A 13,540-nucleotide genomic window follows, 5' to 3' on the forward strand; every position below is an offset into this window, starting at 1 on the left:
TAAAAGGAGAAGAAGAGATGAAGAAGGTTTTGGGTATTGCCGTAATGGGAGGAATGCTCCTTCTAGCAGGATGTAATGGAAATAAAGATACGAAAGAACCGAAAGAAAAGGTAGAGCAATCTACAGAACAAACAGAAGAGATGAAAGAATACCGTGCAGTACATGAAAAATACGATATGAAAATGAATAAAGAAATTAATAAAGCACTGCAGTTATTTGAAGTAGCAAAAGAAAAGGGCGGTAAGGAAATAACGACTGCTACATATAAAGAAGATGTGCAAAAGGTAACAACGAGCATGTTAGAAGATATTGATCATATACGTAAAGAAATTCGTGTGCCGAAGTCGAAAGAGCAAGAACATGAAGTATATGTTGGTTTCTTGAATGAATCGGAGCAAGCAATGAAAAAATTACAGAAGTTAGCTAAAGAAGAAGATTCATCGTTGATTCGTGATATAGAAATTAATTTTGCAACAGCATCGACATACTATAAACGTTTTCAAGCAGAAACGAAAAAATAACCTTGCCTGTGCAAGGTTATTTTTTCTTATTACCATCTCCGTCTTCATCTTCATCCTCGGATACTAATACCTTCTGCTCTTCGTGAAATTCGGAAATAGTTTGCCCGGTAATATTATCGAAAGGAGTATAAAAAAGTAATACGTTTCTTTTTAATAAAGAGTTTATAGAAGCCGATGATGACAAGTATAACGATTGTTAAGGGTAATCCTATAGTAGCAAGAAGTAAGGGGTCCATCTTATAACTCCTTTAACACCATTTCTTTTTATTATAAGCTGAAAAATGTAATTTCGATAAATGGATTAAAAACTGATTTTTCTAAATATACCCAATTTGATTGACTTTTCATTTTTTCAGAATTATAATTCGAAATATACAATTTGAACCAAATAATAATATAGCAATTTACTTATCCAGAGAGGTAGAGGGACTGGCCCTATGACACCTCAGCAGCGGGTTCTGTAGTAGGAACACCGTGCTAATTCCAGCAAGCAAGTCTTGAAAGATAAGTGATGGGCCTTTGTTTATTAAGCCTTGATCTTATTTTTTAAGATCAAGGCTTTTTGTATTCTAAAAAGAGAAAAGGGAGTAATGGAAAAAGTACGTTCATAAAACTAAGTAAATATATGTGTTTAGGGGGTTATTGAAGTGTATGTAATTAAAAAATTATCAGTTATGGTGTTCACGCTATGGGTTATTACGACGGTGACATTTCTAATTATGCATATTATTCCGGGGGATCCATTTTCATCAGATGCAAAAATCTTTCCTGAAGAAGTGATCCAAAACATGAGAGCGAAGTATCACCTTGATGAACCGTTGTGGAATCAATATGTGGCTTATTTAGACGGTGTAGTTCATTTTGATTTTGGTGAATCTGTTCAATCAACCGGGCAAGGTGTATCAGAAATTATAACAACTGGCTTTGGTCCATCAGCAATTATTGGTCTACAAGCACTTGTTATTTCGTTGTTAGTCGGAATTGCTGCAGGTACATTTGCTGCTCTATATCATGGGAAAGTAATTGACTATAGTGTGAGTTTGCTCGCAATTCTAGGTATTTCTATTCCAAGTTTTATTTTAGCACCACTATTTATACAAGTATTCGCTATTCAATTCGAGCTTTTACCAGTAGCCTCTTGGGGAACATTCGAACATACAGTATTGCCATCCTTTGCGTTAGCGTTAGGGCCAATCGCAGTGATTACAAGGTTTGTTCGTTCTAATATGATCGAAGTACTGCAGAGTGATTATATTAAGTTAGCAAGAGCAAAAGGCATACCAATTAAGAAGATTATTATAAGACACGCTCTTCGAAATGCGATTGTTCCAGTACTTACATTTGTTGGACCGTTAATGGCTGGACTCTTAACGGGGACTTTCGTTATTGAAAAAATCTTTTCAATTCCTGGCCTAGGAAAATATTTTGTAGATAGTATTTTTAACCGAGACTATCCGGTGATTATGGGAACAACAATTTTCTATAGTGCATTATTAATTACTTGTATTTTCATTACAGATATTATTCACCGTATTGTTGATCCACGTATTCGTTCTATTACGTAAGGAGGGGGATGTTTAGATGGGGGCTTATGAAATTAATGACCAGTTATTAACAAATGAAGAGAAAAAAGAATTAACGATAAATAAAAATCAGCAAACGATTAGCAGAAAGAAAGAAGTGTTTCGTAAGTTTATATCGAATCCAATCGCAGTTTTAGGAACAGTGACGTTATTGCTAATTATTGTTTTCTCGCTTATTGGCGAAAGTTTAACTTCATTTACTGCGAGTGAACAAGTAAAAGAGGCAACAAATTTACCGCCGAGTAGTGAACATTGGTTTGGAACAGATGATCTAGGGAGAGATATTTGGGCACGTACTTGGGCTGGTGGGAAGATTTCACTAACAGTTGGATTAGTAGCAGCTGCCCTCGATATAGGGCTCGGTGTACTGATTGGTGGATTTAGTGGATATGTGAGAGGGCGTAATCGCCTTGGAACGTTAATTGATGAGTGGATTATAAGAGGAATTGAAGTATTATACGGCATCCCATATTTATTAATTGTTATTTTACTATTAATTGTTATGAAACCAGGTCTTTTCACCATTATTATCGCCCTTGCATTAACGGGATGGATTGGAATGGCTCGTCTCATTCGAGCACAAGTATTGTCTTTAAAACAACGAGAGTTTGTTATTGCAGCAGAGCGATTAGGTACATCACATATGAAAATTATATATGGGCATTTAATTCCGAATTTAACAGGGATTATTATCGTCAATTTATCATTTACAATTCCAGCAGCTATTTTTTCAGAATCATTTTTAAGCTTTATAGGACTTGGGGTACAATCACCAGCGGCAAGTTGGGGGACGATGACGAATGATGCACTCGGGACATTATTGAGCGGCGAATGGTGGCAGCTATTTTTCCCAGCAATCATGATTGCACTCATTATGTTCGCATTTAATGCAATTGGTGATGGTTTGCAAGATGCAATTGATCCAAAAATCGTCAAACGGAATCGAAAGGAGAAAAAACATGGGACAGCTCTTATCTTTAGAAAACGTAACGTTAGTCGTTGAAAAAGAGAATAGTAAGCAAGCAATTGTGAAACATGTTTCCTTTTCTATTAACGAAGGTGAAATAGTTGCACTTGTAGGAGAAAGTGGTTCAGGAAAAAGTGTTACAGCACAATCCATTATCGGCTTGAATCAAGAATTAATTCATATCGATGATGGAAATGTATCTTTCCAATCAAAGGAATTAACGAATTTACAAGAATCAGAATGGAATCAAATTCGCGGAAAAGATATTTCCTTTATATTTCAAGATCCGCTTTCATCTTTAAACCCAACGATGAAGGTAGGCAAACAAATTACAGAAGTAATTTTGCAACATGGGAAAAAGTCGAAAAGAGAGGCAAAGGGAATTGCGATTAACTTGTTAACAGATTTAGGGATACATGAAGCAGAGAAACGCTTTGAACAGTACCCACATCAATTAAGCGGGGGGATGAGGCAGCGTATTTGTTTAGCAATTGCGTTTGCTTGTCATCCAAAGCTTGTAATTGCAGACGAGCCGACAACAGCGTTAGATGTAACGATTCAGAAACAAATTATGGGGCTATTAAAAGAAAGAAAAGAAAAACAAAATACGAGTATTTTATTAATTACACATGATTTGGCACTTGTACGTGAGGTAGCTGATCGAGTAGTTGTTATGTACGGGGGACGTGTTGTTGAAAAAGGAACGATACAGGAGGTAATAGGTTCTCCTAAACATCCATATACGAAAAGCTTATTACAAGCAATTCCGAATATGGATGTTTCCGAAAAGGTATTACGTGCTATAGAAGGAACGACACCTTCCATTGAAACATTAAATAGCTTTGGTTGTCCTTTTGTAAATCGTTGTCCAGTAGCCATAAAAGAATGTATTCATCGTTTCCCAGAGAGAACAACGTATTCTAAGGAGCATAGTTCACATTGCTGGCAGCATGTTCTGGAGCATAATAAAGCGAAATCAAAAGAGAAGGTGAATGCCTCATGACGACAGATTTAATTACTGTAAAGCAAGTAACGAAAACATATGGAAGTAAAAGTAAAGAAATCACAGCGTTAAAAGATATATCACTTTCTATCCCGAAAGGAACAACACTTGGCATTATTGGTGAAAGTGGTTCAGGAAAAACAACACTTGGAAAGCTCATAGCAGGGATTGAGAGTCCAACGTTTGGTGAAATTGATTATAACGGTCAAGTTGTTCACATGCTGAAGTCAGCTCATAAGCGAGATTTTTTACAGAAAGTACAGTTCATTTTTCAAGATTCTACAGCTGCATTAAATCCGCGCTGGAAAATACGCGATAGCGTAACGGAGGGTTATATTTCATTCGGTTTAGGTGATAAAGGATTGAAGGATAAAGTAGCGGGTGATGCCCTGGAGCGTGTTGGATTAGATAGAAGATATATTGATCGATATCCGCATGAATTTAGCGGAGGACAACGTCAACGTATCGCTATTGCAAGAGCGTTATTGTGTGAGCCAGAAGTATTGATTCTTGATGAACCAATTTCAGCATTAGACGTTTCATTGCAAATTCAAATTGTACATCTGCTGCAAAAAATCCAAAAAGAACAAGGTTATACATATTTATTCATCGCTCACGATTTACCGATGGTTCACTATTTATGTGAAAAAGTAGCTGTCTTATACAAAGGAGAACTTGTTGAATTTGGAAATACGGACGAAGTATTCCGTAATCCACAACATTCTTATACAAAAACATTATTAGCATCAACACCAAAAATTTCAGGTTAAAGGAGAATGTAGGATGAAGAAGTTTTTACTGTTTGTCATTATGACTGTTTTAGCAATTACTTCTGTTGCTTGCGGTAAGAAAGAAACGCCAAAGGCGAGTGCTGGTAAGGGAGAAGGCGATCGATTAGTAACGAATATTAGTAGTGATCCATATACACTTGATTCTGCTATTGCAACAGATAGCACGTCAGGTTATATAATTGGGCAGTTGTTTTCAAGTTTATATACGCAAGATAGTGATGGGAAATATCAAAATGAATTAGCGGAGAAAGAAGAAGTAAATGCTGATGGAACTGAATATACAATTCATTTGAAGAAAGATATTAAATGGTCAGATGGTTCGCCTATTACAGCAAATGATTTTGAATTTGCATGGAAGCGATTATTAAATCCAAAAACGGGTTCTATGAATGCGACAGAAATGTATTTTATTAAAGGGGCAGAGGCGTATAATACTGGGAAAGGTGAAGAGGGGCAAGTTGGTATTCAAGTTGTTGATCCTCAAACATTAAAGGTAACCCTTGAACACCCAGTTGCTTCTATTAAACAAAAACTAGCAAGCTCACTATTTATTCCATTAGCTAAAAAGTCGATTGATGATAATAATAAATTAAAAACAGATCCAAAAGAGTTAATTACGAATGGGCCATTCACGTTAAAAGAGTGGAAGCATAACCAGGCTATTACAGTACAAAAAAATAAAGAATTCTATGATAAAAAGGTAACTCTAAAAGAAATTGAGTTTCGTATTATTCCAGACTCTAAAACAGCGTATCAATTATTTAAATCCAAAGAATTAGATTTACTAAGTGGTTTACCACAAGAGATGATCGAAAAAGAAAAAGGAAATAAAGAATATAAGCGTGTTGCAGGTTTCTCTTCGTATATTTATTCGTTTAACGTAGAAAAAGAGCCGTTTACAAATGCGAAGGTACGTAAAGCATTTTCATTAGCGGTTGATCGTAAATTTATCGTTGAAAAATTGTATAAAAATAATGCGCAAGAAGCATATGCATTCGTTCCAGAAGGAGCAAAAACACAAAGTGGCCGTGATTTCCGTAAAGAAAAAGGTGATTACGTTAAATTTGATCCAGCAGAAGCGAAAAAGTTATTAGAAGAAGGCATGAAAGAACAAGGCTGGTCTACATTACCTGAAGTAACATTAAAATTCACTACAGATACACAACATAAAAAAGTAGCAGAAGCAATGCAAGAAATGTTTAAGAAAAATCTTGGCGTAGATATTAAATTAGAAAATAAAGAGTGGAAGAGTTACATCGACACATACAAGCAAAGTGATTTCCAATTAGCTTATATGGGATGGGGCGGCTCTTTATTAGATCCAATTACTAAACTAGATTTATATGCAGGTGATGGTCCGAATAACTATGCAAAGTGGCATAATAAAGAATTTGACGCTTTAATAAAAGAAGCAAAAGTTGAACAAAACGAGGATAAGCGCTTTGAATTATTACATAAAGCGGAAGATATTATGTTTACAGATTCACCATTAATCCCAATTATTTTCCCAAGTGCCTCATATTTACAAAAATCATCAGTATCTGGTGTCCAATTCATTATTGGTTCTAGTCCAGAATTAAGATACGCAAAAATTAAAAAATAAAGAAGTAGGCAACCGCCTACTTCTTTATTTTATTTCTCTTTTGTATTCTTTTTTCGTTCCATCAGAGAAGACAACTTCTAAATCAAATTTTTGATAGTCTTTATCAAGTTTGAACACGTTCACTACTTGATCGATTACTTCTTGGTCAGCAGTATTTTTATCAAATTTTAATTCTTGTAAGAGTGGGCTTAATTTTGTGATAGCCTCGTCTCCTGTTAATTTTACATCTGCTTTATGATCTTCAATTTTTGCTTCCATTTTCTTATCAGCTGCTACATTTTTATAGTCTGCTTCGTAGTCTTTCTTTGTATCTTGGTAGTCTGCCTTTAAATCGAATTCATTGAAGTTTAGTTTTAAATCTGCAGGAGCCTCATTTTTTGCTTCTTCAGTCGTCTTTTTATTAGAAGTTGTGTCTTCTTTTGCAGGAGCTTTACATCCTGTTAATGCAGGTACTAGCATAAGAGCTAATAAAACTGATAGTAGAATTCTCATTATAAATTCCTCCTTATGTAAATTCGTTCTATACAAGTTTTTCCCAAAAACATGTAATTATGTATGTGTTGAAAATAAATTATTATTCTGTAGTTGCAAGGGCTAATCCGCAATTTAAATCAAAAAAGATTTGTATGTATATGGTAAATTGAAGTTGTGAGGAGGGGCTAAAATGCATGAAGAATATAAAGAGATAATAAAAAAATCAATTGAATATATAGAGAATCACTTACATGAGGAGCTTACAACAGAAAGAGTGGCATCTCACAGTGCAGTATCGATGTACCATTTTCATCGCATCTTTCAAAGATATGTTGGGATGAGTGTAACAGATTATATTCGAAAGAGAAGGTTAACTCATGCTGCGCAAGTTTTAGTGTCAACGGAGAGAGCTGTTATTGATATTGCAGTGCAATACGGTTTTTCCTCACAAGAGGCATTTACGAGAGCTTTTAAAAGAATGTTTCAATTGCCACCAAAGAAATATCGAAAGTACTTTCAGTCATTTTATATAGAAAGAGAGGGTGTTTCAATGCAAAAAGGTATACCGAAAGGATGGATCTTAAGTGGAAGTCATCCTGCTGAATATGAGATGGGTTTAGATTATGAAGTTGTCCATCAGGGGAAAGTATCTGCATACATAAAAGCAAAAGAGAATGTTACGCACGGAGGATTTTCAACATTAATGCAAATGTTCCGAGCGGATAAATATGTAGGAAAGAGATTACGTTTTACAGCATTTATTAAGAGTGAAAATGTAAGAGATTGGGCAGGATTGTGGATGCGAGTAGATGGAAAAGATACAGAACCGCTCGCTATGGATAATATGCAAAATCGCCCCATTAAAAATACGAATAACTGGCAATCGTACTCGGTTGTATTAGATATAAAAGAAGAAGCACTTGGTATTGCATTTGGTGTTTTATTATCAGGAGAAGGTTGTGTGTGGCTAGATAGTATTCGATTTGATGAAGTAGATGAAAAAATTCCTTCAACAGATTTGGCAGAGAACTTTTATGAAACACTTTTAGAAGAGCCGGTGAATCTACAATTTGAAGAAGTAGAAAAATAAAAAACAAGGAGAAAAGATATGCTCAAATATGTAAAACTAATAAGTATTAGTTTAGTAATATCGTCTTGTATTATGGGAGTTAATTATTTAGTTAGCTATCTTTGGTCAGGGCATATACCTTCTTTGACGTGGAGAACATATTTGATGTTTGTGTTTATATGTATGATGAGTTTTGGTTCAATGCAAAAAGAAGGAAAAGAGGATTATTGACAATAGTCTTCTTCGCCTTTCTTTCATTAACACAAATGGTTGTAACTGTTTTTGGAGATGCAGGTATGATTTTCAATATCATCTCACTATCGTTACAACTTGTAAGTTTGGGTGTAATTGTACCACATGAAATGCTTTCTAAAACATACCAAACAATCAGTGAATTATTTCCTGCAATATATGCAGGAAATGGCTATTATACAATAATATTTGGAGGAGTTAGTTTAGAAAGAAATATTATTTCATTATTAGTTATTGTATTGGTTATACAATTAGTAGCAGGTATGATTTTAGCTATAAAAGGAATGGCAAAGGGAAGAGGAAGCTCTGTAGTTAAAGTTGTATAAAAGTAAAAAGGTATCCTTCATGGGATACCTTTTACTTTTGTTACTTTGCAACTTCTGTCCACTTGTAGTTAAACTCACCACCGAAGTCAGTTGTTACAAGTCCTTTAATGAAAGAGCGTTGTAAGTAAGAACGACCTTGTTGGTATAAAGGAGCGACAGCGCCGTCTTGTAATAGAATTTTTTCAGCTTGCTTCATTGCTTCAAAGCGTGCTTTTTCATCGCCAGCTAAATCTGTTTTCACTTTATGAATTAGCTCATCGTACTCTTTGTTAGAGTATTTATCGAAGTTATAAGCACTATCTGTTGTAAATAGATCTAAGAATGTAATTGGATCAGCGAAGTCAGGGCCCCAGCCGTCAATACCAATTTCATAGTCACCACTTAATAGTAGTTTTAGCTGTTGTTTACGTGGTTGTGGTTTTAAATTCACTGTTAATCCGTCTAAGTTCTTTTCTAATTCACCTTTTAAATATTCACCAGTCTTTTTAGCTAAAGCATTGTCACTTGTTAATAGTTCGATTGTTACTTTGTCAGTACCAAGTTCTTGTTTTGCTTTTTTCCAGTTTTCTTTCGCTGTTTTCACATCATCCTTGACTAGATTTCCATTTTCTTTACGGAAGTCGTTGCCTTCTGGGCTCTTTGCGAATTTCGCAGGAACCATTCCTTCAGCTGGAACAGCGCCGTTATTTAAAATTGTTTCTACGTAAGCTTTTTTATTCATTGCGCCGTTAATAGCAAGGCGTGCATGTTGATTTTTTAATGTTTCATTTTTTTGATTTAATCGTAAGAATTGAATGCCGACTTCAGCGCGTTCCTTGAAGTTTGGATCGCTCTTATATTTATCAACAAACTCTGCAGTTAAAGCAACACGATCAATTTGTCCTGAATCATATAAGTTCACTTCTGTAGACTTATCTTTAACGACATTGAAGTTGATTTCTTCTAATTTTACCGTTTTAGCATCCCAATAGTTAGGGTTTTTCTTCAATTGGAAGCTTTGTTCATGTTTCCAGTTCTCTAATGTGAAAGCACCGTTGTAAATTAAATGATTTGTTTCCAAACCATATTTATCACCTTGAGATTTTAAGTACTCTTCATTAATTGGTAAGAATGTTGAGAATGTCGTTAAGCTTAAGAAGTAGGGAACAGGACGGTCTAGTTGCACTTCTAACGTTTTGTCATCAACAGCTTTGACCCCTAGTTGATCAATTGGCAATTGTTTTTGGTTTATTTGTTTCGCATTCTTTATATCGAAGAATAAGAATGCGTATTCAGCTGCTGTATCAGGATTTACGGCACGTTGCCAAGCGAAGGCAAAGTCCTTTGCTGTAACAGGAGTACCGTTTGACCATTTTGAATCACGCAGATGGAATGTATATTTTGTTTTATCGGGACTAATGTCAACCGACTCAGCGACACCAGGAACCGGTTTATTATCTTCTCCCATTGCATATAACCCTTCAAAAACATTGCGCATTACGTTCATGGATTCCCCATCCGTTGCTTTTGCAACATCCATTGTTGGAATTTCTGAAGCGAATGATAAGTTAATTGCCTGTTTATCAGGTGCTTTATCGTTTGCTTTCGCTCCGCTTGCATTATCCTTATTTCCCCCGCAAGCAGTTAGTAATAGACTTGCCCCTAAAACAGATGCAACAACAGGTATAACTTTTTTCTTCATTGTTCGTTCCTCCCTAAATGTGTTGTTCGTAACGTCATAATGTCCATGTCTTGAAGTAGCTATAGAAGGAGATAAAACCTATTATAAATATTTGTTTATAGGTAATCAGGTGTTCTATATGTATATACATGTTGATCTATAATCTATCGTTATATGTTTCAACGTAGTAGACATTATATTTTGATGGTGAAATATTTCGTTTCTTTGATTATTTAGAATATTAACACTGGAAAGAACTATATGTCAATAATAAAAATAGATTGTTAATTTCTTAGAATAATATATTGAAAAAGCGGATTTTCATGTGTGAGAGAACCTATTTTTAATATATTTTGCTAAAAAAACAATTGGTGTGGGCTAATAATAAGTGGGGATGAAGAAACCCCCACTTATTAAAGTTTCACTTTATTTTTCAATTTTTGCCCACTTGAAGTTTAATTGCCCTGCAAAGTCTACTTGCACAATTCCTTTCACATAAGAACGTTCTAAATAAGATTCGCCTTTTTGGTAAAGAGGAGCGATAACAGAGTCTTTAAATAATATTTTCTCGGATGCTAGTAATGCTTCCCAGCGAGCTTTTTCATCACCAGCTAAAGTTGTTTTCACTTTTGCTATTGTTTCATCGAATTCCTTATTAGAGTAATGATCTAAGTTATAAGGGTTATTCGTTGTAAATAGCTCAAGGAATGTAATTGGATCCGCAAAGTCAGGGCTCCAGCCATCAATTCCGATTTCGTAGTCACCTTTTAATAAAAGCGAAACTTGTTGCTTACGCGGTTGCGGTTTTATATTTACTGTTAATCCATCTAGATTCTTTTCTAGTTGTCCTTTTAAGAATTCACCAGTTTTCTTATCAAGGTCAGCATCACTCGTTAATAATTCTAATGTTATCTTTTCAGAACCAAGCTCTTGTTTAGCTTTTTTCCATAACTCTTGTGCAGATTTTGTATCAACTTTTGTTAAATCGCCATTTGCAGTACGGAAGTTTTTTCCTTCAGGTCCTTTTGCAAAGTTTTTTGGAACGAGACCAAATGTTGGTGTAGATCCATCATTTAATAACGTATTTACAAAGGATTTTCTATCAATTGTTTGATCAATTGCTTGGCGTGCAGAAACGTTTTGAAGCACTTTGTTTTGTTGATTCATACGTAAAAATTGTACGCCTACGTTTGGACGTTCTTTAAAGTTAGCATCCTTTTTATATTTATCGACGAAGTCAGATGTTAGTTTTATACGATCTAATTGTTTTGACTCGAATAAATTTACTTCTGTTGATTTTTCTTTTACGATGTTAAAATTGATTTCTTCTAGTTTGACAGTATCTTTATCCCAATAGGTAGGGTTTTTCTTGAATTTAAAGCTTTGTTCGTGCTTCCAATCGCTTAGTGTAAAAGCTCCGTTGTACAAGATTGTATTATCTTCTAAAGCGTACTTATCACCTTGTGCTTTAAAGAATTCCTCGTTAATTGGTAGAAATGTTGGGAACGCTGTTAAGTTAATAAAATACGGAACAGGACGCTCCAATTCTACCTCAAACGTATGGTCATCAACTGCTTTTACACCAAGTTGGTCGGCTGGAAGTTCTTTGTTGTTAATTTTTGTTGCGTTTTTAATATCAAAGAATAGAAATGCATATTCAGAGGCTGTTGCTGGATCTACGGCTCTTTGCCAAGCGAACACAAAATCTTTAGCTGTAACAGGAGTGCCGTTTGACCATTTTGAATCTCGCAAATGGAATGTGTATTTCGTTTTATCGCCACTTACTTCATGAGATTTTGCAACACCAGGAACAGGTTTGTTACCTTCACCAAGATTATACAAACCTTCAAATACGTTTCTCATTACTTGACCAGAATCAGTATCTGTAGCACGAGCCGTATCCATTGTTCGTATTTCAGTAGGTGAAGATAAGTTTAAAACCTGTTTACTAGGTGCCTCGTCTTTTGCATTTGCTCCGCTTGCTTCGTTTTTATAACTACCGCAACCAGTTAATAAAATACTTACTCCTACAACTGATGCAATACCGGGTACAAACTTCTTTTTCATTTGATTTTCCTCCTAAATAATTAAGTTTGGATGATGATGAGGGAAATGAAAAATAAAAAATCCCTCTTTTCATATTGAGAAAGAGGGATTTTTACGTACAAGTTATGCACCCGTATATAAACGAAGTCCCTCATTCTATCTTTCAAGCATAAAGCTTGCAGGAAGTGGCACAGTATTCAAAATGAACCTGTTGCCGAGGTTTCAAAGGGCCAGTCCCTCCACCTCTCTTGATACAATGAGTAAACGAATAAATTTTATTAATTTTTGTGTTTCTTTGATAATTCAAAATCTTACACCTTGAATAATGAAGTGTCAACTAAATGAAATATAGTTTAAATTTTCAGTTTTATTAAATGGAAAAATCACTGCATAGGGCAGTGGTTTTTCTACTAGAAGTTAAAGTTATCTGGATCTGGACCAACGCGACGATCTTCATTTAAAGCTTGAATTGCTTTCATATCATCAGCACTTAATTCAAAGTCGAAGATGTTTGCATTTTCAATAATGCGATGTTCTTTAATTGATTTGGGAATTGTTACAACTTCGTTTTGTAAATCCCAGCGTAAAATAATTTGCGCAGTTGATTTATTATATTTTGTCGCAATTTCTTGTAACGTTGGATTATCTAGTAGTTGTCCTTGCATTAATGGTGACCAAGCTTCAAGCTGAATATTATGTTCTTTACAGAATGCATGTAACTCTTCTTGTGCTAAACGTGGGTGGTATTCCACTTGGTTGACCATTGGCTTAATTTCAGCAATTTCAAATACGTCTTGTAAGTGGTGAATGTGGAAATTACTCACACCGATAGCGCGAACACGGCCATCTTTATAAAGTTTTTCTAATGCTTTCCATGATTCGGTATATTTCCCTTTTACAGGCCAATGTACTAAATATAAATCTAAATATTCTAGACCTAATTTCTCTAATGTAGTTTCAAATGCTTGAAGTGTTGTTTCATATCCTTGATCGCTATTCCATACTTTTGAGGTAATAAATAATTCTTCGCGTGAAACACCGGATTCACGAATCGCTTGTCCAACGCCTTCTTCATTTTGATAGATTGCTGCAGTATCGATGCTGCGGTAGCCATTTTTAATTGCTGCTTTTACAGAATCAATTACTTCTGAACCATCTTCTACTTTAAAAACACCTAAACCAAACCAAGGCATTTTTACACCGTTATGTAATGTTGTATAGTCTTTTAAACTTGTTAAAATCATA

The 13,540-nt window shown here is 35.0% G+C and carries 13 protein-coding genes, 1 pseudogene and 2 riboswitches; of the genes and pseudogenes, 9 read left to right on the top strand and 5 right to left on the bottom strand.

Annotation, left to right across the window (positions count from 1 at the left end):
• Window positions 1–17: 17 nt before the first annotated feature.
• Window positions 18–521, top strand: a complete 504-nt coding sequence (locus AU379_RS27105) for a hypothetical protein (protein ID WP_000756517.1) — start codon at window positions 18–20, stop codon at window positions 519–521.
• A gap of 16 nt (window positions 522–537) precedes the next feature.
• On the opposite strand, the pseudogene AU379_RS30115 reads toward AU379_RS27105, so the two are convergent.
• Window positions 538–757: pseudogene (locus AU379_RS30115) on the bottom strand (DUF3951 domain-containing protein).
• Between the two features lie 169 nt (window positions 758–926).
• Window positions 927–1,032, top strand: a riboswitch (SAM riboswitch).
• A 136-nt stretch (window positions 1,033–1,168) separates the two neighbouring features.
• Here AU379_RS30115 and AU379_RS27110 point away from each other — a divergent pair.
• Genes AU379_RS27110 through AU379_RS27130 form a run of 5 tightly spaced genes read left to right on the top strand, consistent with a single transcriptional unit; the run spans window position 1,169 to window position 6,468 of the window.
• A complete protein-coding gene (locus AU379_RS27110) occupies window positions 1,169–2,086 on the top strand; it encodes an ABC transporter permease (protein WP_000289322.1) in 918 nt (305 codons plus the stop codon).
• Between the two features lie 16 nt (window positions 2,087–2,102).
• Window positions 2,103–3,107: an ABC transporter permease gene (locus AU379_RS27115; RefSeq protein WP_000501528.1), complete on the top strand. Its 1,005-nt coding sequence runs from the start codon at window positions 2,103–2,105 to the stop codon at window positions 3,105–3,107.
• Window positions 3,064–4,074, top strand: a complete 1,011-nt coding sequence (locus tag AU379_RS27120; protein WP_061140070.1) for an ABC transporter ATP-binding protein — start codon at window positions 3,064–3,066, stop codon at window positions 4,072–4,074. Before AU379_RS27115 ends, AU379_RS27120 begins: the two co-directional genes overlap by 44 nt.
• A complete protein-coding gene (locus AU379_RS27125) occupies window positions 4,071–4,844 on the top strand; it encodes an ATP-binding cassette domain-containing protein (protein ID WP_000205679.1) in 774 nt (257 codons plus the stop codon). Before AU379_RS27120 ends, AU379_RS27125 begins: the two co-directional genes overlap by 4 nt.
• Window positions 4,845–4,857: 13 nt before the next feature.
• Entirely contained in the window at window positions 4,858–6,468 is a 1,611-nt protein-coding gene (locus tag AU379_RS27130; RefSeq protein ID WP_000714099.1) for a peptide ABC transporter substrate-binding protein, read from the top strand.
• A gap of 24 nt (window positions 6,469–6,492) precedes the next feature.
• On the opposite strand, the gene AU379_RS27135 is transcribed toward AU379_RS27130, so the two are convergent.
• Window positions 6,493–6,960, bottom strand: coding sequence for a YusW family protein (locus AU379_RS27135; RefSeq protein WP_001221553.1), 468 nt, complete (start codon window positions 6,958–6,960; stop codon window positions 6,493–6,495).
• A 172-nt stretch (window positions 6,961–7,132) separates the two neighbouring features.
• On the opposite strand from AU379_RS27135, the gene AU379_RS27140 reads away from it, so the two are divergent.
• From AU379_RS27140 to AU379_RS27150, 3 genes are read left to right on the top strand one after another with little or no spacing between them, the layout of a single operon-like run.
• Entirely contained in the window at window positions 7,133–8,032 is a 900-nt protein-coding gene (locus AU379_RS27140) for an AraC family transcriptional regulator (protein WP_000544203.1), read from the top strand.
• An 18-nt stretch (window positions 8,033–8,050) separates the two neighbouring features.
• Entirely contained in the window at window positions 8,051–8,242 is a 192-nt protein-coding gene (locus AU379_RS27145; RefSeq protein WP_000922552.1) for a hypothetical protein, read from the top strand.
• Window positions 8,239–8,589: a hypothetical protein gene (locus tag AU379_RS27150; protein WP_000156942.1), complete on the top strand. Its 351-nt coding sequence runs from the start codon at window positions 8,239–8,241 to the stop codon at window positions 8,587–8,589. Before AU379_RS27145 ends, AU379_RS27150 begins: the two co-directional genes overlap by 4 nt.
• A gap of 40 nt (window positions 8,590–8,629) precedes the next feature.
• Here AU379_RS27150 and AU379_RS27155 read toward each other — a convergent pair whose 3' ends face one another.
• The 3 genes from AU379_RS27155 to AU379_RS27165 form a co-directional block, all read right to left on the bottom strand.
• Window positions 8,630–10,270 carry a peptide ABC transporter substrate-binding protein gene (locus AU379_RS27155; protein WP_000730942.1) on the bottom strand — a complete coding sequence of 547 codons (1,641 nt, stop codon included), beginning with the start codon at window positions 10,268–10,270 and terminating at the stop codon, window positions 8,630–8,632.
• 405 nt (window positions 10,271–10,675) lie between these two features.
• Entirely contained in the window at window positions 10,676–12,316 is a 1,641-nt protein-coding gene (locus AU379_RS27160; RefSeq protein WP_061140071.1) for a peptide ABC transporter substrate-binding protein, read from the bottom strand.
• 132 nt (window positions 12,317–12,448) lie between these two features.
• A riboswitch (SAM riboswitch) is annotated at window positions 12,449–12,553 on the bottom strand.
• Between the two features lie 152 nt (window positions 12,554–12,705).
• Window positions 12,706–13,539 carry an aldo/keto reductase gene (locus AU379_RS27165; RefSeq protein ID WP_000604196.1) on the bottom strand — a complete coding sequence of 278 codons (834 nt, stop codon included), beginning with the start codon at window positions 13,537–13,539 and terminating at the stop codon, window positions 12,706–12,708.
• Window position 13,540: the final 1 nt, after the last annotated feature.

The sequence above is a fragment of the Bacillus sp. JH7 genome (genome assembly GCF_001563515.1).
In the GTDB taxonomy this organism is placed as follows: Bacteria; Bacillota; Bacilli; order Bacillales; family Bacillaceae_G; genus Bacillus_A; species Bacillus_A cereus.